The sequence below is a fragment of the Simkania sp. genome, assembly GCF_965215465.1.
GTDB lineage: Bacteria > Chlamydiota > Chlamydiia > Chlamydiales > Simkaniaceae > Simkania.
Window position 1 is genome coordinate 372,089 of the sequence record NZ_OZ244056.1, and the last position, 19,663, is coordinate 391,751.

General features: G+C 42.8%; 31 protein-coding genes and 1 pseudogene. 31 read left to right on the forward strand and 1 reads right to left on the reverse strand.

Going from position 1 to position 19,663, the window contains the following annotated elements:
• Nucleotide 1: 1 nt before the first annotated feature.
• Complete coding sequence (locus ACOOFG_RS01660; protein WP_420421914.1) at nt 2-1,126, reverse strand: RsmB/NOP family class I SAM-dependent RNA methyltransferase; 1,125 nt, start codon at nt 1,124-1,126, stop codon at nt 2-4.
• 92 nt (nt 1,127-1,218) lie between these two features.
• Between ACOOFG_RS01660 and ACOOFG_RS01665 the strand changes: the two genes are divergently transcribed.
• From ACOOFG_RS01665 to rplR, 31 genes and pseudogenes are all read left to right on the forward strand, one after another.
• Nucleotides 1,219-1,656: a DoxX family protein gene (locus ACOOFG_RS01665; protein WP_420421915.1), complete on the forward strand. Its 438-nt coding sequence runs from the start codon at nt 1,219-1,221 to the stop codon at nt 1,654-1,656.
• Nucleotides 1,650-1,922, forward strand: coding sequence for a hypothetical protein (locus tag ACOOFG_RS01670; protein WP_420421916.1), 273 nt, complete (start codon nt 1,650-1,652; stop codon nt 1,920-1,922). Before ACOOFG_RS01665 ends, ACOOFG_RS01670 begins: the two co-directional genes overlap by 7 nt.
• A gap of 14 nt (nt 1,923-1,936) precedes the next feature.
• Nucleotides 1,937-2,101 (forward strand): annotated as a pseudogene (locus ACOOFG_RS01675) (hypothetical protein); the annotation flags it as partial.
• A gap of 223 nt (nt 2,102-2,324) precedes the next feature.
• Nucleotides 2,325-3,281, forward strand: a complete 957-nt coding sequence (lnt, locus tag ACOOFG_RS01680; RefSeq protein ID WP_420421917.1) for an apolipoprotein N-acyltransferase — start codon at nt 2,325-2,327, stop codon at nt 3,279-3,281.
• Between the two features lie 81 nt (nt 3,282-3,362).
• Entirely contained in the window at nt 3,363-4,241 is an 879-nt protein-coding gene (gene lpxC, locus ACOOFG_RS01685) for a UDP-3-O-acyl-N-acetylglucosamine deacetylase (protein ID WP_420421918.1), read from the forward strand.
• Nucleotides 4,242-4,709 (forward strand): 3-hydroxyacyl-ACP dehydratase FabZ, encoded by a 468-nt coding sequence (gene fabZ / locus ACOOFG_RS01690; RefSeq protein WP_420421919.1) that lies wholly within the window; start codon nt 4,242-4,244, stop codon nt 4,707-4,709.
• A gap of 59 nt (nt 4,710-4,768) precedes the next feature.
• Complete coding sequence (lpxA, locus tag ACOOFG_RS01695) at nt 4,769-5,605, forward strand: acyl-ACP--UDP-N-acetylglucosamine O-acyltransferase (RefSeq protein WP_420421920.1); 837 nt, start codon at nt 4,769-4,771, stop codon at nt 5,603-5,605.
• A complete protein-coding gene (gene fmt / locus ACOOFG_RS01700; protein ID WP_420421921.1) occupies nt 5,602-6,540 on the forward strand; it encodes a methionyl-tRNA formyltransferase in 939 nt (312 codons plus the stop codon). Before lpxA ends, fmt begins: the two co-directional genes overlap by 4 nt.
• Before the next feature lie 145 nt (nt 6,541-6,685).
• Nucleotides 6,686-7,498, forward strand: coding sequence for a hypothetical protein (locus ACOOFG_RS01705; RefSeq protein ID WP_420421922.1), 813 nt, complete (start codon nt 6,686-6,688; stop codon nt 7,496-7,498).
• A gap of 15 nt (nt 7,499-7,513) precedes the next feature.
• The gene (locus tag ACOOFG_RS01710; protein ID WP_420421923.1) at nt 7,514-8,233 is read left to right on the forward strand and encodes a hypothetical protein; all 720 of its coding nucleotides are present in this window, start codon (nt 7,514-7,516) and stop codon (nt 8,231-8,233) included.
• Nucleotides 8,234-8,343: 110 nt separating this feature from the next.
• The gene (locus tag ACOOFG_RS01715) at nt 8,344-9,171 is read left to right on the forward strand and encodes a hypothetical protein (RefSeq protein ID WP_420421924.1); all 828 of its coding nucleotides are present in this window, start codon (nt 8,344-8,346) and stop codon (nt 9,169-9,171) included.
• Nucleotides 9,156-9,866: a hypothetical protein gene (locus ACOOFG_RS01720; RefSeq protein WP_420421925.1), complete on the forward strand. Its 711-nt coding sequence runs from the start codon at nt 9,156-9,158 to the stop codon at nt 9,864-9,866. The genes ACOOFG_RS01715 and ACOOFG_RS01720 overlap by 16 nt, the downstream gene beginning before the upstream one ends.
• Nucleotides 9,867-10,041: 175 nt before the next feature.
• On the forward strand, nt 10,042-10,563 hold the full coding sequence (locus ACOOFG_RS01725) for a hypothetical protein (RefSeq protein ID WP_420421926.1): 522 nt from the start codon (nt 10,042-10,044) through the stop codon (nt 10,561-10,563).
• Nucleotides 10,563-10,883, forward strand: a complete 321-nt coding sequence (locus ACOOFG_RS01730; protein WP_420421927.1) for a hypothetical protein — start codon at nt 10,563-10,565, stop codon at nt 10,881-10,883. The genes ACOOFG_RS01725 and ACOOFG_RS01730 overlap by 1 nt, the downstream gene beginning before the upstream one ends.
• Nucleotides 10,884-11,249: 366 nt before the next feature.
• Nucleotides 11,250-11,930 carry a hypothetical protein gene (locus ACOOFG_RS01735; RefSeq protein WP_420421928.1) on the forward strand — a complete coding sequence of 227 codons (681 nt, stop codon included), beginning with the start codon at nt 11,250-11,252 and terminating at the stop codon, nt 11,928-11,930.
• A 385-nt stretch (nt 11,931-12,315) separates the two neighbouring features.
• Nucleotides 12,316-12,963 carry a 50S ribosomal protein L3 gene (gene rplC / locus ACOOFG_RS01740; protein ID WP_420421929.1) on the forward strand — a complete coding sequence of 216 codons (648 nt, stop codon included), beginning with the start codon at nt 12,316-12,318 and terminating at the stop codon, nt 12,961-12,963.
• Between the two features lie 37 nt (nt 12,964-13,000).
• A complete protein-coding gene (gene rplD, locus ACOOFG_RS01745) occupies nt 13,001-13,633 on the forward strand; it encodes a 50S ribosomal protein L4 (protein WP_420421930.1) in 633 nt (210 codons plus the stop codon).
• A complete protein-coding gene (gene rplW, locus ACOOFG_RS01750) occupies nt 13,633-13,971 on the forward strand; it encodes a 50S ribosomal protein L23 (RefSeq protein ID WP_420421931.1) in 339 nt (112 codons plus the stop codon). The genes rplD and rplW overlap by 1 nt, the downstream gene beginning before the upstream one ends.
• 19 nt (nt 13,972-13,990) lie before the next feature.
• Nucleotides 13,991-14,833, forward strand: a complete 843-nt coding sequence (gene rplB / locus ACOOFG_RS01755) for a 50S ribosomal protein L2 (RefSeq protein WP_420421932.1) — start codon at nt 13,991-13,993, stop codon at nt 14,831-14,833.
• A gap of 8 nt (nt 14,834-14,841) precedes the next feature.
• Nucleotides 14,842-15,105, forward strand: a complete 264-nt coding sequence (gene rpsS, locus ACOOFG_RS01760; protein ID WP_420421933.1) for a 30S ribosomal protein S19 — start codon at nt 14,842-14,844, stop codon at nt 15,103-15,105.
• Between the two features lie 17 nt (nt 15,106-15,122).
• The gene (gene rplV, locus ACOOFG_RS01765; RefSeq protein WP_420422693.1) at nt 15,123-15,458 is read left to right on the forward strand and encodes a 50S ribosomal protein L22; all 336 of its coding nucleotides are present in this window, start codon (nt 15,123-15,125) and stop codon (nt 15,456-15,458) included.
• A 12-nt stretch (nt 15,459-15,470) separates the two neighbouring features.
• Entirely contained in the window at nt 15,471-16,100 is a 630-nt protein-coding gene (rpsC, locus tag ACOOFG_RS01770; RefSeq protein ID WP_420421934.1) for a 30S ribosomal protein S3, read from the forward strand.
• A 26-nt stretch (nt 16,101-16,126) separates the two neighbouring features.
• The gene (gene rplP / locus ACOOFG_RS01775; RefSeq protein ID WP_420421935.1) at nt 16,127-16,546 is read left to right on the forward strand and encodes a 50S ribosomal protein L16; all 420 of its coding nucleotides are present in this window, start codon (nt 16,127-16,129) and stop codon (nt 16,544-16,546) included.
• Nucleotides 16,547-16,557: 11 nt separating this feature from the next.
• A complete protein-coding gene (gene rpmC / locus ACOOFG_RS01780) occupies nt 16,558-16,761 on the forward strand; it encodes a 50S ribosomal protein L29 (protein ID WP_420421936.1) in 204 nt (67 codons plus the stop codon).
• 6 nt (nt 16,762-16,767) lie between these two features.
• On the forward strand, nt 16,768-17,016 hold the full coding sequence (gene rpsQ / locus ACOOFG_RS01785; protein ID WP_420421937.1) for a 30S ribosomal protein S17: 249 nt from the start codon (nt 16,768-16,770) through the stop codon (nt 17,014-17,016).
• A 35-nt stretch (nt 17,017-17,051) separates the two neighbouring features.
• A complete protein-coding gene (gene rplN, locus ACOOFG_RS01790; RefSeq protein ID WP_420421938.1) occupies nt 17,052-17,420 on the forward strand; it encodes a 50S ribosomal protein L14 in 369 nt (122 codons plus the stop codon).
• A 12-nt stretch (nt 17,421-17,432) separates the two neighbouring features.
• A complete protein-coding gene (rplX, locus tag ACOOFG_RS01795) occupies nt 17,433-17,774 on the forward strand; it encodes a 50S ribosomal protein L24 (protein ID WP_420421939.1) in 342 nt (113 codons plus the stop codon).
• A 5-nt stretch (nt 17,775-17,779) separates the two neighbouring features.
• Nucleotides 17,780-18,322 (forward strand): 50S ribosomal protein L5, encoded by a 543-nt coding sequence (gene rplE / locus ACOOFG_RS01800; protein WP_420421940.1) that lies wholly within the window; start codon nt 17,780-17,782, stop codon nt 18,320-18,322.
• A gap of 10 nt (nt 18,323-18,332) precedes the next feature.
• Complete coding sequence (gene rpsH / locus ACOOFG_RS01805) at nt 18,333-18,728, forward strand: 30S ribosomal protein S8 (RefSeq protein WP_420421941.1); 396 nt, start codon at nt 18,333-18,335, stop codon at nt 18,726-18,728.
• A gap of 23 nt (nt 18,729-18,751) precedes the next feature.
• On the forward strand, nt 18,752-19,294 hold the full coding sequence (gene rplF / locus ACOOFG_RS01810) for a 50S ribosomal protein L6 (protein ID WP_420421942.1): 543 nt from the start codon (nt 18,752-18,754) through the stop codon (nt 19,292-19,294).
• Nucleotides 19,295-19,297: 3 nt separating this feature from the next.
• Nucleotides 19,298-19,660 carry a 50S ribosomal protein L18 gene (gene rplR, locus ACOOFG_RS01815; RefSeq protein ID WP_420421943.1) on the forward strand — a complete coding sequence of 121 codons (363 nt, stop codon included), beginning with the start codon at nt 19,298-19,300 and terminating at the stop codon, nt 19,658-19,660.
• Nucleotides 19,661-19,663 lie beyond the last annotated feature (3 nt).

The following is a 19,663-nucleotide window of genomic DNA, read 5'->3' on the forward strand; positions in this document are numbered from 1 at the left end:
TTTAATAACTCAATACTGCTGAGAAAAATCCATCCATTTTTCCCTTTTCAGGAAGAGATAAGAAAGGGGGTTTGACGAGTTTTAGATTGTATTCCTTAATAAAACCTGAAACCTGCCTCTCATTTTCCTCGGGAAAAACACTACACGTAGCATAGACGATTCGACCATTAGGATGCAAAAATTTTAATGTTTCTGCAAAAATTTTGCGTTGTTCTGCTGCTAAACGCTCGATCATTTCTCGATCCATTTTCCATTTCATATCTGGATTGCGTCGCAAGGTTCCGCTGCCCGAACAAGGAACATCGAGGAGTAACCAATCGATCTTGCCTAAAAGAGTTTTCCGTTTCAAATGGCGCTCAGTCAAAGGGTGCCCATTCTGGATGCCGGCCCTTTTTAGCCGCTTTTTTGCTTGAAGAAGCATATGGGGTCGAATGTCATAAAGGTGGATCTGTCCCTGTCCTTTCATCTTATGGGCAAAAGCAAGTGTTTTACCTCCTGACCCGGCGCAGTAGTCTAAAACGTGGTCGCCAGGCTTGGGGTCCACTTCATTTGCGACGAGTTGGCTTCCCTCATCTTGAATTTCAAACAAACCTGCTTTGAATTCGGGAAGCGCGAAAAAGTTGATTTTTTTATGAAAGACAATGCCCAATGGAGATTGATCGCAAGGAGAAACATTGTAGACTCCCTTCCAGTGCTTAAGCAAATCATCTCGCTCAATTTTGGCTGGGTTGACCCTTACAGTTGTCGGTGCAACTTCATTGGAATTTAAGCAGAGTTCAACCGCTTTTTTTTCACCGTAAGCATCTTTCAAGGTGTTAAAAATAAATTTCGGAAAACTCACACGTACATGCAAAGGGATTGTTTTTTCATTTTGAAAATCAACGGGGTCGATTTGCTGGTAGATGTCCAAACGTTTTTGCCAGGTGGCCGGACGTTCGCAGAGGTGGTCGAGTAGTCCTCGCCATCGCACCATTCCGTAGAGGGTTTCACAAACTTCTTGCCGGTCTTTGGACCCAATCGCTTTGTGCTGACGAAAGTAATCTCTTAAGAAGGCATCAAGAGGAAGCCTCGACTTTTCGCTTTGAGCAAAGATTTGTAAAAGGTGATGTTTACGAAAGTTTTTCATGTGAGCAAAAAAATATTTTCATCCTATTTTTACCTGGAAAAAGGGTATCTTAGCAATTGCCTTTCGCATGTGGGGCTGGTAAACTAACTTTTATGTCTAGGATAGGAAAAATCATTTTTTTTATCGGGCGTGTTTGCCTTGGATTGATCTTTTTGATTGCTGGAATCAAAAAGATTCTTTACTGGCATGACACGCTGGAAAGCATTTTGATGAAGTTTACGGCGCTCCGTATGTACTTTCCCGATGCGAGCATTTTCGACCACTTCATCCGTTTTGTACCTGTAATGCTTGGCTTTGCAACATTTTTTGAATTGGCGGGATCAATCCTTCTTATTTCGGGATTTTGCATGCGGCTTGGGGCTATTTTTCTCCTCATCTTTCTCATTCCTACCACCTTGCTTTACCATGATTTTTGGTTTAAAATTGGAGGTGCTAAAGCCTTGGAGCTCACAATGTTTATGAAAAATCTCGCGCTCATAGGAAGCTTTATTTTGCTTTCACTTGGCCCTCGGTTTAAAAAATCATGCTAAAAAAGAGTTTCTTTTTCCTTCTCAGCTTTGTCATTGTTGCCTGGGGACAGCCCGATGCAAGTCCTGTTCTTTCTCTCTTAGCGAGTAGCTGTGGCTTTGCCTTTTTCTGGCTGATTTTATTTTCCCTTCCAAGCAAGAAACACCGGTTTTTCCTCAGCACTCTCTGGTTTACTGCTGTGCAAGCCGTCCAGCTTTCTTGGCTAGCGACACCTCAATTTCAAGGAACATATATTTTCTTTGTCTATGGGGGCTCATTCTTTTCTTAGGCGTTCAATTTGGATTGCTTTCCCTCTTTTTCCCAAAAAAGCCCCTTTTGAAAGCTAAAAAGCTTCTAGCGGTAGCAGCTATTTGGACCCTGATTGAGTGGGGGAGGCTCTTCATTCTATGCGGATTTGCATGGAACCCCATAGGGCTTTCCATGACAGCCTTCACGATTTCTTCTCAACTTGCCTCTGTTTGGGGAATTTTTGGGCTTTCTTTTTGGACAGCGCTTGTCAATCTACTGGTATTACAAGCCATGACGAGTTGGACTGTGAAACAGGCCGTCTTAGCTGGAGGGTGTTTCCTATTCCCCTTCCTATTTGGGTCGTTGCATATGCTGTACCACGACTCAAAAGAGTGGAATGAAAAGACCCATGTCGCCTTGATTCAAACGTCTTTGCTTCCAAATGAGAAGTCATTTTTATCATCAGGGACATGCTTACATCCCACCATATCAGCAATGGCAAGCCATCCTCAATTATTTAGAGGAAAAAGGGAAAATCGATGTCGACCTCATTGCGATGCCTGAATACACCGTTCCCTTTTCTGCAAATAAAAAAGTCTATGCCTATGAAGATGTCAAATATGTTTTGGATAATGCCTGGGGAGCACATGATTGGTCCTATCTTCTCAACTCCCATTTAGCAGAAAAACACGAAGGAAATGGGAAAGTCCGCTGGTATGTAAGCAATCTTTTTTGGGCGCAGGCTCTTGCTGACCATTATGGAGCCGAAGTCGTGATTGGGCTTGACGACTCTGATGAAGTAAAAGGGGAGAGCTATAACGCAGCGTTTCACTTGCTTCCTCACAAAGTCTCAATCAATCGCTATGAAAAACGGGTTCTTCTTCCTCTTGCCGAGTACTTGCCATTCTCTTTTTTAAAACCTCTTGTTGCCCGCTATGGAATCACTGACTTTTTTACTCATGGGAAAAAAGCAAAAGTCTTTGAAGGTGCTTATCCTCTCAATATTTCCATCTGCTATGAAGAATGTTTTAGTCACATCATTCGTGAAGGAAAGTTAGGCGGGGCCAAGCTTTTTATCAATGTCACAAATGATGCGTGGTATCCCTCATCCCGGTTGCATTTGAGTCACTTCAGCCATGGAAAGCTGCGGGCAATTGAAAATGGAGTGCCCTTGGTACGGGCCTGTAATACCGGGGTCACAGCAGCTGTTGACAGCTTGGGACGGACCGTCGGTCAGCTTGGGAAAGGGAACCTCGAATTGCAAAGGGGAGCTTTGATTACAGAGCTTCATCTTTATACCTATCCGACCCTCTACACATATCTAGGGGATTACCTCATTGTCACCCTTTCCTTCATGATTATCTTATGGGCATATGTTGCGGGTCGAAAATCGACTTGATGAAAAACGGCTATCCCTATAATCTTAGGGGGAAATAAACAGTCCAACTTCAATAACATCTGATTATTTGACCGAGGCCCTATGTCACTTCCTGATGAAATGTCTTCTTCTCGTAAGCATCAACGTTCTCTGAAAAAACCTGCTTCCATGGATGGAATCGGTCTTTTTACAGGAGCGAAGACAGAGCTTACCTTGCGTCCTGCTCCAGAAGGGACGGGGATTTTATTCCAGAGAATGGATCTTCCGAATAAACCCACTCTTGCAGCTAACGTTGAGAATGTTTTAGAGACTCCACGCTGCACGATTTTAGGAAACAGCGAATTTCAAATTCAAACAGTCGAGCATATTCTCTCAACATTGAAGGCTTTTGACCTAGACAATGTGATTATTGAGATCGATGGCCCAGAAGTTCCTAGCTGTGATGGGAGCGCATTGGCATTTGTTGACATGATTCAAAAAGCGGGAGTTCTTTCGCAGACAGCGACCAAAAAGGTGTACCATTTAGAAACGCCTGTTTTTTGGTCAAAAGGAGATGTGCATCTTGTTGCCCTTCCTGCAGAAGAGTTTCGCATTAGCTACACACTCAACTATCCAAATAGTGAGCTTCTCAAATCTCAGTTTTACACTGTACACGTGAACGAAGAAACGTATAAGCAAGAAATTGCACCGGCTCGGACGTTTTCACTGTACGAAGAAGTCGTTCCACTAATTGAAAAGGGGAACATTAAAGGGGGACGCCTTGATAATGCCGTCATTATTAAAGGTGATTCAATTTTAAACCCTGAAGGTGTGCGGTACCGCGATGAAATGGTCCGACATAAAATACTCGATTTAATAGGTGATTTATCTCTCGTCGGAGATTCCTTTCATGCGCATGTTATTGCTATCCGCTCAGGACATTTTTCAAACACTTCATTTGCCAGAGAATTGGTAAATAACTTTAAGATGGAGAATCGTTAGATGGTTGCTCAGTCCTCTGAACATCCAACGGTGTTTAATATCAAAGAAATTTCCAAGATATTACCGCATCGGTATCCCTTCTTGCTCGTAGATCGCGTGATCCAGCTTGATCTCGAGAATAATTACATTATTGGTTTGAAGTGTCTAACGATTAATGAGCAATTTTTCCAAGGGCACTTTCCAGATGCACCAATTATGCCAGGGGTTTTGATTTTAGAAGCTCTTGCACAAGTTGGCGGAATTTTAATTCATGAAAAAGGTTATAACGACAAGACTGCTGTTTTGCTCAATGTCAACCAAGCCAAGTTTCGCCGTCCCGTTCTTCCTGGAGACGTCCTTTACTTGCATGCGCAAGGGATTCACTTTGGTTCAAGAGGCGGTAAAGTCCAAGCTCGTGCGATCGTGAATGATCAACTTGCAGCCGAAGCCGAAATAGGATTTGCATTGCGAGAAAAAGATCAGATTTAAACACATGACCAAAAATGGCATAAATAGTACATTGAAATTAACGTTAACCACGGAAACGCATGTCTAACATTCACCCTACAGCGATCATTGAGCCTGGAGCAGTCATTGGTAAAAATGTCACAATCGAACCCTATGTGATTGTCAAAGGGAACGTGACAATTGGCAATAATGTTGTGATCAAATCCCATGCTTATATCGATGGGTTCACGACAATTGGTGACAGAACCGTCATTTATCCTTGTGCCAGTATCGGAACGAAAACGCAGGATCTCAAATTTCAGGGTGAAAAGACTTATGTGACAATCGGAAAGAACTGTGAAATCCGAGAATTCGTCACAATCAATTCCTCTTGCCAAGAAGGCACCACAGTTTCTGTTGGAGATAACTGCCTGATCATGGCTTACTGCCATATCGCACATAATTGCGAAATTGGAAACCACGTCATCATGGCCAATGGCGCCATGCTTGCGGGACATGTGACAGTCGAAGACTTTGCTATCATTGGAGGCATGACCCCCATTCACCAATTTGTTCGAGTGGGAAGCTATGCGATGGTCGGAGGCTTAAGCCGCATTACAAATGACATTCCACCTTTTACACTTGGAGCAGGCGTTCCTTACCGACTTGGAGGACTTAACCTCATTGGTCTCAAACGGCACAACTTTCAGTATGAGCTTAGAAAAGACCTTTCTCAAGCATTTAGACTGACGTATCGCTCCGGGTACCATCTAGATGAAGCCCTTGAGCATATTGAAAGCAGCATCGAAAAAAGTAAGCCAATTGAACATTGGCTTAATTTTTGTCGCACATCCAAGCGCGGTCTTATCGGATTGCAAGGTGTCACTCATTCGAATGAAGAAGAGTTCGGTGAGTACCAAGATCTCTTAGAAGAATGAAAATCGTCTTTTTTGGAACCCCGCCCTTTGCAGCAAACGTCTTAACGTATCTCATTGATCACAATGTTGAAGTGGTCGCCATTGTCACCAAGCCTGACAAACCCCAAGGTCGCTCGGGAAAACCTGCCTTCTCGGCCGTTAAAAAAGTTGCCCTTGAAAAGTATCCCTCCATCTCTCTTCACCAACCTGAAGAAGCCTCCGATGCAGCCTTTGCCGAAAAGTTAAACTCCTATGGTGCCGATCTTTTCATTGTCGTCGCTTACGGTGAAATCATGAAAGAAAACCTCCTCCACATGCCGCGCCTCAGTTGTATCAATGTTCACTCTTCACTCTTACCTAAATATCGTGGCGCTGCTCCTATGCAATTTGCCCTCCTCAACGGAGATCCTGAATCAGGCGTAACCATTATGGAAATGGCTCTTAAAATGGATGCCGGCGACATCATCGCGCAAAAAACGGTTCCTATTCCAGACGACATGAACCTCGAACAACTAGAATCAGCTCTGTGCCAAGCTGGCTGCGAAGCCTTGCTTGAAGTCATTCAAGCTTTCGAAAAAGGACCCGTTGCTAAAACTCCCCAAGATCACAGCCAAGCAACTTACGTCAAAAAGATTGATCCCTCCATGGCTCAAATTACATGGTCAGAACCTGCAAACATTTTGCATAATCGGATCCGCGCTTTTAGTCCCAAGCCAGGTGCCTGGTGCGCAGTAGAAATCAACGGTCAATCCAAACGACTCAAAATCCTCCGCAGCCGAGTCTCAAAAAATTACCAAGGTTCCGCAGGTGAAACTGTTCAATATGATAAGAAAAATTGGATTCTTGCCTGTGGCTCTGACGCTTTAGAACTTCTCGAAGTCCAACTTGAAGGGAAGAAGCGAATGGCGATAGAAGATTTTTTACGGGGCCACCCCAATCCCCCAAAAATTCAATAGTAAGTTCATCTCGTATGCATTTTTGATTTAAAATTAAATTTAGATAGAAGTGTCTAGCGGGAACTATCTTATTACTTTCTTTACATTAAAAAGTGTACTGGGTATACTTTCGCCGTTTTGTGCATAATTGTAGTGGGGTAACAAAATGGCAGATAAAGTGACGCCTGTACCGCTTTTCACCTATCAGGCCTGTGAAAACTTTTTTAAAAATCGAAAAAATGATGATTACGAACGCATTCCTTTGCTTGCCATAGGGTGCATTTTTCTCCTTGTTAGTAAGCTGGAAAGCTTTAGCGGTTTTGAGTGGGGAAATGTTGCCAACTTTGGAAAGCTTGGTGGCAAAATCTCCAACTTAACTGATTACTGGGAAATTGTTGACTTTGTGAAAGGTGCTGGAAAAGCAACGGCTGCTATCTGGCCGGTTTTCACTAAGTTGGACTTAACCACCGACGAAGGACGTTCAGAAGCATTTGGAGCCGCAAAAAAGACAGCTCTTTTTGCATGTAAAGCAATCTCTAACCTAGTCAACTTCATTGAAATGATGGTTGATGTTGGAGGGCTCAAAGGACTGAACATTTACAAATGGAAGTTCTTCGGCTCAGGCTTAGGTGCCCTAGCTTTTACAAAACTTCTCTATGACGACCTCTCAACAGAGTTGAAAGATCCTGAAGATATCAATGAACTCCATAAAGAAGCCCGAGACAGATACAAAGAACAACATGCGTGGAAAAAGTTTTATGGCACGATGATTACAGCATCGATTTTAGCGATCAAAGTCATCGGATTCTGTGCTGCAGCTCATAGTCTTTATGGCACAGCAAATGTGATCAAGTTTATTGCTGACCGCAAAGGAGAGCTTCTCTTGACGTCGTTCGCGACATTTACAGCTGGTGTTCTAGGGTCCCATTTTTATGGAGAGCAGATGACAGCGTTTAAAAAACTCAACAAAGCAACATAGAGGGAGGAGTGAAGCATGGCAAAAGTAGAAAAAAGTTTTTATGATTTCTTCTCTGACCAAGTTATTGGTGGACGTTCTATCATCCGTTTGGCTAACTCTGCTTGTCAGTGGGCACAAGAGATTACGGGTAAAACGCACTTTGCATTTCTAGGTTGTGAGCTTGATACCGCAGCCCTAAGCAAGAATTGGTTTAAGCCTCTTGATAATCAAATTTATGTTGTTAAGGGAACAGCAGCAATCTTTTCTCTTAAGGAAAAGTGCTGGAACCGATTAAGCAAAGATGATGTAGGGACTGTTTTAAGAGCAACTCAACACCTTCTTAAAACAATTGGGGATTCTTCTGCAGGGCTTCGTTGCTTAGCTGCATTTGGATTTGTATTTCTTAGCCCATACGTTAGAACTCTTAGCTTAATGAAAAATAGCTTTGCTGTAGGAGCGGGAATCTGTGAAATTGCATGTCGTGTTCATGACATTTATAAGCTAGCAAGCAAACCCACGACAACAAAAGCAGAAGAACGAGATAAAGAATTGCAGTGGCTTGCAAGTGTTACGATGATTATGACGCAGATCTTCTCGATTCAGCTCAACTTCTTTGGTGGTTGTTACACAGCATTCCGCGACGTCATTCCGAGTGAAAAGCATATACCAGATGCTGTCTTCAATTTCTGGGGAACCTGTGCATCGCTCTCAGCGCTTGGATATTCTGCAATCGAATACATTCGTACCCCTTCATAATTTTAGTTACCCCTCTCTTTATTTATAGAGAGGGGTTTTTATTTGTTTTACATCAATTAAAAGAGCCATTATAATCTTTTTGTTTTAATCGAGGAGATGCGGAGGTTTCTATGGTAGGTGCGGTCTCTTCAGTTTCACTTATTGATACCCTTATTAAGGGTACAGATAAAAAAAATAGAGATGCGGGCAATTATAAAGACCTAGATGGGGATTACGAGTATTTACCACTGCTCGTTCTAGGATGTTTTTGCCTGCTAGCTGCAAAGTTTCAAAAAGCGACTCACCTGGGGGAACGCATCGTTAATTTTTTGCAGCTAGGAGATACGATCTCATCTCTTTGCGACTACTGGGATATCGTTGAGCTTGCTCAAAACAGCAGTCGCATGGTTTCGTATGGATGGCCGCTTTTTACAACTCTCGACCTAACCTCAGGAGGCAACCGGACTGAGGCCTTTGAGGTGGCCCAAAAGACTGCCCCATACGTTTGTAAGACCTTCTCAAGTATCGTCAATATCTTCGAAACTCTGGTGGAGTTTGGCGCTTTGAAAGGAATGAACATTTACAAATGGAAGTTTTTTGGCTCGCTAGCGGGAGGTATGGGATTTGCCCACAAACTGTACACCGAATGGAACGAAGATAGGAGTGAAGTTGGCAAGGATCTAGAAAAATCTAAAAGGGAAGTCTATCTTGAGCAGTATAGAAAGCAAAAGTTTTGTGACATTACAATCACTATCTGCATCCTTGCTGCTAAAATCATAGGATTTTGCACGGCTGTTCACGCTTTAAGCGGGATAGGAAGGGTGATACAATTTATTGCCGATCATAAAAAAGATTTACTATTCGGAGGGTATGTGACTTTTACAGCTGCAGCCATCGCTTCGACCTATTATGATTTGCAATTAGATCAATTGAAGGAGGAATCATGTCAAATCTCATAGCAATCGACATTAAGGGGCCTGTCAATTTTGCGTGCTCTGTTGCAATGGGAAGCCGCCAAGTTCTGCGTCTTTTAAACGGTGCATGTCTTTGGTTTCAAGAAATAGCCCAAAAAACCTCATTCACAGCTTTGGGGTATGAGCTTGATGTCAAAGCATTGAGCACAAATTTATTGAAGCCTCTCGATAATCAGATTTATATCATTAAGGCGCTCAATGAGGTTCTAGATTTTCCAGAAAAATGTTTAGCTCGTGCTTTCACAATCGAAGGGATAAGACATGCAGTTAAAACAGCATCGGATTCTTTTGCAAGCTTGCGCTGCCTTGCGATGTTTGGAGTCATTGTATTAACTCCTTATACCCGTGGGCTAGGGCTAGCGAAAAACTTTTTAGGGGCAACAGCAGCACTGCTTGATCTTGTTATGCGAGTCAGAGATCTTGTGAAGCTTGTTTATCGTCCGATTAAATCAGAGGAAGAACTCCAAAAAGCCCGTTTTGAATGGCTTGGGCATATGCTCATGGTTGTTGCGTATGTCTGTACTCTTCAACTCAACTTTTTTGGTGGATGCAAAAGCCTCTTTAAGGATGTTATTGAACCAAAAAAACACATGCCCGGATTGTTCTTTAACATCTGGGGCACAGGCGCATCTGTTTGTATTCTTGGAAACATGGCTGTGGATTATTTTTCACCTAGATAGAGCTTAATATGACGTTGCCTTCTGTTAACTATCCCTCTCTTTCAGCAGAATTTTGGTGGGAAGGCGCGTTGAGCTACATTGATCCTCGGGAAAAGGATTACCAGCGCTGTTTTCTCCTTTATCTCTCCTGTGTTAGCTCATTAAGTCATGAGTTTGAACGGACTTATTCTTATGAATGGTCTTCTTAAGTTCCGTTGAAAAAATATATGAACGGAAGTTTCGAGAAAGTCTGTTTAAGGTGATGGGAGCTTTTTCTTCTACAACTCTTTTGCTTAATGAGCTCTATAACAGAAAAGCCATTCAGCTTGAATCCATCGAGTCGTTCAAGTTAGTTGGGGGAGTTCTAGGAGGGGCTGTCTATTTTAGAAAAAGTGTCGTGAATTGGATCGATTTAGGAAAGCCCACTGAAAACCGTGAAAAAGTAAAAATTGAAGCACGACAGCACTTATTTTCAGTTGAAAAGCTCCGAGACATCATGGACATGATGACGTACATCACGATTTTCGTCATAAAAATCATTGGTCTGACCATTTTACTTTCAAAAAATTCTCAGCTCGGTGGTATGCGATGGGTGATTCAAAACCAGTCGCGGTGTTTGTTAGGGTGTTTTACCTTTGCTACAGGATGTTCACTCGTTTCTCATTTTTCAGAGGAATACCTTGACCGCTACATCGAATTGAACAAGAGGCTACTCTGATGCTAATCAATCATTTTTTAGGCAGTCGAGATGCCGTGCGTCTTGCGGAAACGAGTGTGGGATGGTTGCACGATTCTTTGGGGCAAAAGACAGTCACGTTATTTCATGTAACGTTTCAATTCGAACAATTTGAAGAGTTTTTTGCAGATGTGGACCGTGCCATTAGTCTGGCTCTTCCGTTTACCCGAATGAGGGGAGTCCAAAAAAGATATGCTCAAGTCCTAGAAGATGATTCAGCCTATCGGATTACTTCACTCGTGATAGAAACTTTGCATTTTTTAAGTGAAACTCGGCTGCACTTGAATGTTTGGGATGGATAGGCGTTGTCGTTTTATCTCCTTGTGTTCAAGGCTTAGCCTTTACTGCTTCCACATTTGCCTGTCTTGCAAATCTAATAAATTTTTCACAAAAGGTTTACGACAATTATTTAATTTATCATGCTCCTACCGAATACGAAACTCTACATCGTCATGAAGGTTTTGGGGAATCGAGCCTAAATGTTGAATGGAGTAAAAACTTATGTGAGATGACTGCCGATCTAGCCCAGCTTTCGACAGATTTTTTTAAAGGTCTAGCATATTTCTATGGGCCGGGAGGCATCACTCCAGCCATTTATCGATTCTGGAGAACATCAGCAGCCGTTTCACATAGCATAGGATTCTATTTAGATAGCAAAGGGTAAGGAGATGTATCTACCTTTAGACTGTCCTCCTCTTCATACAGGGGTGTTACTTCCAGAATTTTTTGATAAGACGTTTTTGCCCGTTCATGTGATGCCCGTGCAAGATGAAGGGCCAATGCCTCTGTCTTATATATTTGATCGGCTGGCGGGGGTGATCAAGCTTCCTTTTCTTGTGATGGAAGCGGAGCGTATCCAAGAAATGCTGCAAAGAAATCATTCAAATCGCGAAGAATCTCCTTGGTTTTCGACAGTCTCAATTTGCAGCAATAGCGTAGAATTAATTTGTTGGCTAGGCGAGAGGGGGTATCTGGAAATTGCCTTGCCGACGTTGTCGCGGTTAAGAAAAATTTATTATGTAGCCAAGATCATTCTTTACAATTATGCCGTCTTGATTGACAGCGAGCTCTTATATCGGGCTCGAGGAGAAGAAAAAAAAGAAGAAAGAGCCTATATGAAGCTCCTGTTGGTCTCTCATATGCTTTATTTATCTTGTATGGTCCTGGGATTGGGAAGTCTGACCTTTGGGGCTAGCTGTTCCCGGAGTTTGCTGCGAAAACTTCATTTTTCGAGCCTTCTCTTTGATCTTGCGTCGAAGTCGTATGAATGGCGTTGGGGGGATACAAAGGATGAGCGCATTAAATCTTTAACATTACACGAGTCGAAGTCAAATCATACGTATGGATAAAGTAGAAAAACTCACAAACCGTGAATGGATTTTAATCGCCATTTTTTTCGCAATTTTGGTCTCTTTCGTAAGTATTGCCTATCTTTCTGATCGGAAAGTGGACCAGGAAATCGAGCAATATCTTGACTCATCATCAAGTAAACAAACATTTTAAGTGGAGTTTTTTTCGTCGGAAATACAGACTTGAATAAATTTTGATTGTACAAAATAGAGCGATTTGATAGCCTGTTCGCTTTAGCCAAAATAGGCGAGTCATTTAATCGAAACTCGAGATTTCGGTAAGGGCTCTTTTTCGCTCCAAATAAAATGGGCGAGTCGGATATGATCTAACACGATTTTCAAAATGCATCGATAGATCGATTGAACTGTATAAGGATTGGAAACTATGTCACTGAACTTACTCGGTAAGAAAAAAGGAATGACCCGGGTTTTTGATGAAAACGGAAATCTGATTGTGTGTACCGTCATTGAGGCGGAACCAAACGTTGTCGTTCAACTCAAGAATCAAGAAAACGACGGTTACCAAGCAATTCAACTTGGTGGCATCAAAGTTCCCGATTCAAAAAAGAAAAATGTTACGAAACCACTTATTGGCCATTTTGCAAAAGCAAAAGTCGAGCCAAGACGTCACCTTCTTGAATCTCACGTAGAAAACCTTGAAGAATACGAGGTTGGAAAGGAGATCGGACTTGAGTACTTTTCAGACACAGAGTTTGTTGATATCATCGGCACCTCTAAGGGGAAAGGATTTCAAGGGGTTATGAAAAGGCATGGTTTTGCCGGTGGACCCGGAGCTCACGGATCAGGTTTTCATAGAACTGCAGGTTCAACAGGGATGCGTAGTACACCAGGTCGTTGTCTGCCAGGAAGACGTATGGCAGGTCAAATGGGAGCTAAGCGTGTCGCATCTATGAATCTAAAGATCGTTAAAATCGATGCCGAAAAACACGTACTACTCGTTAAAGGGGCTGTTCCAGGATCACGGAACAGCCTTGTTTATATTAGGAAGTCAATCAAGAAAAAACATAAATGATAGGTAACAGGCTGTGGCGAAGCTAAAGACATATGACATGAAAGGAAAAGAAGTTGGAGACGTCAATGTAGACGATAAACTTCTGGACGTTTCAGCGAATTCGCAAATGATTAAAGATTACCTTGTAGCGCTAAGACACAATCGCCGTCAATGGAGCGCAAACACAAAAGGAAGATCTGAAATCAATCACTCGAATGCAAAACCTCACCCACAAAAAGGAACTGGTCGAGCCCGCCAAGGAACCATTAAGGCTACGCAATACAAAGGCGGTGCTACTGTATTTGGACCAAAGCCCAAGTTCGATCAACATGTTCGAATTAACCGCAAAGAGCGACGTTTAGCCATCCACTTCCTTCTAGCTGAAAAGATCAAAGAAGGCAATGTGCGTGTGCTTAAACTTGAAACACTTAAAGAAGCGAAGACAAAACAGATTGCAGAGCTTTTAAAAGGGATTGGCATTAACGGTAAAAAGATTCTATTCTTAAGCGGAACCTCTGTCAAAGAGAAAGAAAGTCGCACGCAATTTTACCTCAGCATGCGTAACATCCCTAGAACAAGCTTTATGCCTGTTGAGGGTATTAGCGGATATGATGTGATTAACACACAAGAATTGATCGTCGTAGATTCCGCTCTAGATCAACTGATGAAAGCAATAGGGAGTAGCAAATAATGAACAAACGAGGCCCCTACCGAGTTATCCGCAGTCGATATGTAACAGAGAAAACAACTGTTCTTGAGCAGTTGCAACATACTGCAAGTAACCGCTGCATTGCGCGCTGTGAAAGCCCTAAATTTGTTTTCATCGTCGACAAAGATGCGACTAAAGCAGAAATCGCTCACGCTGTTGAAACGATCTACGCTGAGAAAAAAATCAAAGTGAAGAAAGTGAATACGATTAACGTCAAACCTAAAAAGCGTCGTGTAAGAGGACGTTTAGGGTACCGCTCAGGTGTCAAAAAAGCCATCGTGACACTTGATAAAGGTGATGCAATCGATGAAGGCGTTTAATCTTAGGAGTTAAACTGGAATGGTAAAGAAATTTCGCCCCATAACACCCGGACAAAGAAAGACTGTACTGCCGAGCAATGGTGAGTTGACTCGAGTTGGAAAGACGCACCAAACAGTGAAGCCGACGAAACGTCTACTCGTTGCTAAGAAGCGTACAAACGGTCGTAACCACCATGGACGTATCACTTGCCGTCACCGAGGCGGTGGTCATAAGCGTTTTTACCGTCTTATCGACTTTAAAAGAGATAAAGACGGAATTGAAGCACGAGTTGCATCGGTTGAATACGATCCTAACAGAAGCGCACACATTGCACTTCTCAACTATAGAGACGGTGAAAAGCGTTACATTATTGCTCCTGAAGGGCTCAAACAGGGCGACCTGGTTTCATCTGGAGAAAAAGCTCCTTTCAAACCAGGGTGCTCAATGCCACTAAAGAACATGCCCCTTGGATCGGTCATCCATAATATTGAGATGTATCCAGGTAGAGGAGCGAAACTTGTTCGTTCTGCAGGTTTGTCAGCACAGCTGATGGCTCGCAGTGGCGGATATGCCACGCTAAAAATGCCTTCAGGAGAAGTCCGTATGGTGAAAGAAACATGCCGAGCAACATTTGGTGCTGTTTCTAACTCAGAGTGGACGCTTCGCGTAGAAGGTAAAGCAGGAAGAAATCGTTGGCGCGGATTCCGCCCAACAGTTCGAGGAACTGCAATGAACCCGGTCGATCACCCTCACGGTGGTGGCGAAGGAAGACACAACGGATACATTCCGCGTACCCCTTGGGGAATGCAGACAAAAGGACTGCGTACACGCTCGAAAAAGAAATCGAAGAAGTTGATCGTTAAAGATCGTCGGAAGAAGTAGAGGAATTTATGGCAAGATCGCTAAGAAAAGGACCTTTTGTTGATCACGGTCTATTGAAGAAAGTGAAAAAGCAGAACGAAGAAGGGTTGAAAAAAGAAATTAAAACTTGGTCGAGACGCTCGATGATCATACCAGATATGGTTGGCCATACTTTTGCAGTTCATAACGGTCGAAAGTTCATCACTGTCTTCGTATCAGAGAATATGGTCGGACACCGATTGGGAGAGTTTTCACCCACTCGATTGTTCAAAGGACACCCAGTTAAGAAATAAGGTAGGCACTAGTCATGATGGAAGCACGCGCAATAACGAAATACGTCAGAATTAGCCCAAGAAAGGCTAGACTAGCTGCCGATTTGATTCGTGGAATGAAAGTCGAAGACGCCTTCACACAATTGATGTTTTGCAATTTAAAAGGTGGACGTCTTTTGAAGAAGACACTTAACAGTGCTGTTGCAAATGCTGAAACCCAATTTAGCGTGCAGCGCAGAGACTTGAAAATTAAAGAAGTTAGAGTTGATGAAGGTCCTACAATGAAGCGGGCCAAATCGAAATGTCGCGGTGGACGCGTGCCGGTTATGAAGCGCATGAGTCACTTTACCGTCGTTGTAGGAACTGAAGCATAAATAGAGGCAATAATGGGACAAAAGACATCCCCAACTGGATTTAGACTCGTACTGAAGAAAAACTGGAAGTCCATCTGGTTTGCAAACAAACAAGAGTTTGGTTCTCTTCTCCAAGAAGATATGGTGATCCGCAACTTTCTCGTTAAGAAACCATGTTGCGTCGGAACATCACGAATTAAGATCAAACGCATGAGCGAAAAGATTGAAGTGACTCTTTACACTGCAAGACCTGGTCTTGTGATTGGAAAGAAAGGCGCTGAAATCGAAGTCATGAAACAAGAGCTTAAAAAGCTCACTGGAAAAGACATTTGGATCGAAGTTGCTGAGATCAAAAGACCAGATTTAGACGCAAAGCTCGTTGCAGACGCGATTGCCAAACAACTTGAAAGACGTGTTGCATTCCGTCGAGTGATGAAAAAAGCGATCCAAGCATCCATGGATGCTGGAGCAGCAGGAATCAAAATTGCAGTTTCAGGCCGTATTGGCGGTGCAGAAATTGCCCGTACAGAGTGGTACAAAGAGGGAAGAATTCCTCTGCACACACTCCGTGCGAATATTGACTATGCTACTGGAAGAGCCGAGACCACATACGGGTCGATTGGCGTCAAAGTTTGGATTAATAAAGGCGATCAAAACAACTAAGAAGTGAGAAAGGAGTCGTAAGCACAATGGCACTTATTCCATCGAAGCCAAAGTTTCGCAAGCAGCAAAAAGGGACCATGAAAGGCAAAGCCAAAGCTGGTCAATTTGTGCAGTTTGGCGACTATGGTATGCAGATTCTCGACAGAGGACGGATTACTAATCAACAGATCGAAGCCTGTCGTGTTGCGATTAACCGTTACTTTAGCCGTAAAGGAAAGGTTTGGATTCGCATTTTTCCAGACAAACCGATCACAAAAAAGCCAGCAGAAACGCGAATGGGTAAAGGAAAAGGTGGAACAGACCATTGGGTTGCTGTTGCACTCCCTGGAAGAATTCTCTTCGAAGTTGCAAACGTGACAAGAGAAGAAGCCCAAACAGCCCTATTAAAAGCGGCAGCAAAGCTACCTTATCGTACTCGTTTTGTTGAACGCATGGAACAAGTTTAGGTGAAGAAAGTATGTTAAAAGCAAAAGACTTGATCAATCAATCCGTAGAAGAACTTGAAGCTCAATACGAAGACCTATCCAGAGAAATCTTCGAACTGATGAATGAACTCAAACTTGCAAGAAAACTGGATAAGCCACACCTGCTAAGTGAAAAAAGACGAGATCGAGCAAGAGTCTTGACAGTTTTGCGGCAGAAACAAGTTAAGGGAGCTTAAGAAATTATGGAAAAAGAAACGCAAAGAAAGACTCGAGAAGGAGTTGTCGTCTCCAACAAGATGAATAAAACTGTGACTGTCATGGTAGAACGTACCTATCCTCATCCGCGATACAAGAAAGTGATTCGCCGAGGAAGAAAGTACTATGCTCATCATGAGAAAGGAGAATTAGAAGTAGGAAAACGCGTTCGCATTCAGGAAACACGCCCGCTTTCAAAGTTAAAGCGTTGGATTGTCGTGGATGTCCTGTCGTAACCGTTAATGAACGTAAGCCAAGTGAGTAATAGAAGATGATTCAACAAGAAAGCCAGCTAGAAGTTGCCGACAACAGCGGAGCTAAACGCGTAAAATGCTTTAAAGTGCTTAGAGGAACTCGAAGACGTTACGCTTCTGTAGGCGATGTCATCGTGTGTTCAGTAAAAGAAGCTGATCCTAAAGGAAGTGTTAAAAAAGGTGATGTGATCAAAGCCGTCATCGTTCGTTCAAAGAGTTATATCCGACGCAAAGATGGTTCAATGATTCGATTTTATGATAACAGCTGCGTGATCATCGATGACAAGCAAAATCCGAGAGGGACGCGTATCTTTGGCCCAGTTGCTCGAGAAGTACGGGATCGTGGTTTTTTAAAAATTAGCTCATTAGCACCAGAAGTCATTTAAGTAGAGGAAGCGATGAAGAATAAGTGGATCAAAAAAGGCGATAAAGTTCTGGTCATTGCAGGAAATGACAACGGAAAAGTTGGTGAAGTCATTGCTCGCCGTGAAGATCGCATCATTGTACAAGGTGTGAATGTCAGAAAACGTCATACAAAGAGCCGTGATCAAAATCGCAAATCTGAAATCATCAGTATGGAAATGCCCATCCATATTTCAAATGTTGCTCTTTGCAACGCAGAGGGTAAAAAACTGAAGCTCAAAGTCAACATGGACAAAGAGGGCAACAAAGAACTTGTGAGTGTTGAGGACGGAAAAGAAACCTCGCATAGAACATTAAGAAAAACGGTTAAAAGTTAAGCGTCATGTCAAGGTTAAAGAAGAAATACGTAGAAGAAATTAGAGAAGCTCTAAAGGAAAAATTTTCCCTAGACAACAACATGCTTATTCCAATGATGAAAAAGATTGTCATCAGCATGGGTGTAGCAGAAGCACTTAAAGACAAGAACGTCATGCAAGATTGCATGAAAGAGTTGTCTCTTATTTCAGGCCAAAAGCCGATCATGACAAAAGCTAAAAAATCCATCTCTAACTTTAAGCTTCGAGAAGGGCAAGCAATTGGACTTAAGGTGACCATTCGTAGGATTCGTATGTATGAATTCTTCGATCGTTTCACAAACATTGTCTGCCCACGTATCCGAGACTTTCGAGGATTTGATAAGAAAGGAGATGGAAGAGGAAGTTATTCGCTCGGAATTTCAGATCAACAGATCTTCCCCGAGCTCAATTTAGATGAAGTCAAGCGTGAACAGGGAATGAATATCACATTTGTAACCTCTGCTGGAAACGAAGAACAATGCCTAGAGCTCCTCACGCAGCTTGGCCTTCCATTTAAGCGTAAACAATAGGAGAATATTAATGGCGCTGAGCGATACAGTAGCAGATCTCTTAACTCGCATTCGCAACGCAAAAGATGCTAAGCATAAATATGTTGATGTAAGATTTAGCAAAATGAATCAGGCAATTGTCGACGTCATGAAAGAAAATGGGTATGTCATCAGCTCTATCGCGAATGAGAAGAAACATGCCATTCGGGTTTTCTTAAAGTACGAAAAGAAAACACGTGAGTCTGTCATTCACGGACTAAAGCGCGTTTCAAAACCTGGCATTAGACGCTACGTTGGTTATAAAGACATCCCCAAAGTTTTAAGTGGTTTGGGAACAGCAATTCTCTCGACTCCGACAGGAATCGTCGATGGAGAAAAAGCCCGAGAAATGAAGGTCGGAGGAGAACTCCTCTGTTTGGTCTGGTAAAATTACAACAATCGGAGAATTGAATGTCACGACTAGGAAAGACTCCCATCCCTCTCCCAAAAGGAGTAGAAATTACTGTTTCAAAGGGAGAAGTACAGGTAAAAGGCCCAAAAGGGAACCAGACTGTTCTCATTCCTCATGGCATCGATGTTAAAGTCGAAGAAGGGAATGCAACAGTACTTTATGACGAGAAATCGGGACTCCCTAAACCACGTCATGGACTTTATCGCTCACTGATCAATAATGCGGTTATCGGTGTTTCAGATGGATTTGAAAAGCAACTCAGCTTAATTGGCGTTGGTTATCGCGCAGCAGTTAAAGGTGATGTCTTAGATCTATCACTTGGATTTTCGCATCCTTGCCAGCTCAAAATCCCTTCGGATGTCACTGTAGCTGTTGAAAAAAGTACTCTAATTAAGATTTCTGGAATGGATAAACAGCGTGTTGGTCAGTTTGCAGCAAATGTCCGTTCTGTACGTCCGCCAGAGCCATACAAAGGTAAAGGTGTCCGTTACGTAGACGAATATGTCCGTAAGAAAGCGGGTAAAGCAGCTAAAGGAAAATAAGCAATGATGAATCAAATCAGAAAGAGAACTATCATACGTAAGAAGCGGATGCAACGCGTAAGAAAGAAGCTGCGCGGATCCCCATCCAAGCCACGCCTTTGTATTTTCAAGTCTCTTAGACACATTGGTGGACAGATTATCGATGATGAGACAGGTGTCACCCTCGTTGGATTTAGTACACTATCAAAAGATGCCAAAGGACAGAGAAAGTCCAAAGAAGGCGCGCGCTTTGTTGGAACGAAACTCGCTGAGCTCGCGAAAGAAAAAAATATTGAGCACGTTGTGTTTGACCGTGGACGATTTAAGTTCCATGGGATCATCGCTGAGCTTGCCGATGCAGCGCGCGAAAATGGGTTAAAATTTTAAGGA

Coding starts and splice junctions, on each gene's coding strand:
- ACOOFG_RS01725 (WP_420421926.1), top strand. CDS start 10,042: ATGGTCTTCTTAAGTTCCGTTGAAAAAATATATGAACGGAAGTTTCGA.
- ACOOFG_RS01660 (WP_420421914.1), bottom strand. CDS start 1,126: ATGAAAAACTTTCGTAAACATCACCTTTTACAAATCTTTGCTCAAAGC.
- rplF (WP_420421942.1), top strand. CDS start 18,752: ATGTCACGACTAGGAAAGACTCCCATCCCTCTCCCAAAAGGAGTAGAA.
- ACOOFG_RS01730 (WP_420421927.1), top strand. CDS start 10,563: ATGCTAATCAATCATTTTTTAGGCAGTCGAGATGCCGTGCGTCTTGCG.
- rplW (WP_420421931.1), top strand. CDS start 13,633: ATGAACAAACGAGGCCCCTACCGAGTTATCCGCAGTCGATATGTAACA.
- ACOOFG_RS01735 (WP_420421928.1), top strand. CDS start 11,250: ATGTATCTACCTTTAGACTGTCCTCCTCTTCATACAGGGGTGTTACTT.
- rpmC (WP_420421936.1), top strand. CDS start 16,558: ATGTTAAAAGCAAAAGACTTGATCAATCAATCCGTAGAAGAACTTGAA.
- rpsS (WP_420421933.1), top strand. CDS start 14,842: ATGGCAAGATCGCTAAGAAAAGGACCTTTTGTTGATCACGGTCTATTG.
- rplN (WP_420421938.1), top strand. CDS start 17,052: ATGATTCAACAAGAAAGCCAGCTAGAAGTTGCCGACAACAGCGGAGCT.
- rplD (WP_420421930.1), top strand. CDS start 13,001: ATGAAAGGAAAAGAAGTTGGAGACGTCAATGTAGACGATAAACTTCTG.
- lnt (WP_420421917.1), top strand. CDS start 2,325: ATGAGAAGTCATTTTTATCATCAGGGACATGCTTACATCCCACCATAT.
- rplX (WP_420421939.1), top strand. CDS start 17,433: ATGAAGAATAAGTGGATCAAAAAAGGCGATAAAGTTCTGGTCATTGCA.
- lpxC (WP_420421918.1), top strand. CDS start 3,363: ATGTCACTTCCTGATGAAATGTCTTCTTCTCGTAAGCATCAACGTTCT.
- rpsC (WP_420421934.1), top strand. CDS start 15,471: ATGGGACAAAAGACATCCCCAACTGGATTTAGACTCGTACTGAAGAAA.
- rplB (WP_420421932.1), top strand. CDS start 13,991: ATGGTAAAGAAATTTCGCCCCATAACACCCGGACAAAGAAAGACTGTA.
- rplE (WP_420421940.1), top strand. CDS start 17,780: ATGTCAAGGTTAAAGAAGAAATACGTAGAAGAAATTAGAGAAGCTCTA.
- ACOOFG_RS01670 (WP_420421916.1), top strand. CDS start 1,650: ATGCTAAAAAAGAGTTTCTTTTTCCTTCTCAGCTTTGTCATTGTTGCC.
- ACOOFG_RS01705 (WP_420421922.1), top strand. CDS start 6,686: ATGGCAGATAAAGTGACGCCTGTACCGCTTTTCACCTATCAGGCCTGT.
- fmt (WP_420421921.1), top strand. CDS start 5,602: ATGAAAATCGTCTTTTTTGGAACCCCGCCCTTTGCAGCAAACGTCTTA.
- ACOOFG_RS01665 (WP_420421915.1), top strand. CDS start 1,219: ATGTCTAGGATAGGAAAAATCATTTTTTTTATCGGGCGTGTTTGCCTT.
- rpsQ (WP_420421937.1), top strand. CDS start 16,768: ATGGAAAAAGAAACGCAAAGAAAGACTCGAGAAGGAGTTGTCGTCTCC.
- fabZ (WP_420421919.1), top strand. CDS start 4,242: ATGGTTGCTCAGTCCTCTGAACATCCAACGGTGTTTAATATCAAAGAA.
- ACOOFG_RS01720 (WP_420421925.1), top strand. CDS start 9,156: ATGTCAAATCTCATAGCAATCGACATTAAGGGGCCTGTCAATTTTGCG.
- ACOOFG_RS01715 (WP_420421924.1), top strand. CDS start 8,344: ATGGTAGGTGCGGTCTCTTCAGTTTCACTTATTGATACCCTTATTAAG.
- ACOOFG_RS01710 (WP_420421923.1), top strand. CDS start 7,514: ATGGCAAAAGTAGAAAAAAGTTTTTATGATTTCTTCTCTGACCAAGTT.
- rplV (WP_420422693.1), top strand. CDS start 15,123: ATGGAAGCACGCGCAATAACGAAATACGTCAGAATTAGCCCAAGAAAG.
- rpsH (WP_420421941.1), top strand. CDS start 18,333: ATGGCGCTGAGCGATACAGTAGCAGATCTCTTAACTCGCATTCGCAAC.
- rplR (WP_420421943.1), top strand. CDS start 19,298: ATGATGAATCAAATCAGAAAGAGAACTATCATACGTAAGAAGCGGATG.
- lpxA (WP_420421920.1), top strand. CDS start 4,769: ATGTCTAACATTCACCCTACAGCGATCATTGAGCCTGGAGCAGTCATT.
- rplP (WP_420421935.1), top strand. CDS start 16,127: ATGGCACTTATTCCATCGAAGCCAAAGTTTCGCAAGCAGCAAAAAGGG.
- rplC (WP_420421929.1), top strand. CDS start 12,316: ATGTCACTGAACTTACTCGGTAAGAAAAAAGGAATGACCCGGGTTTTT.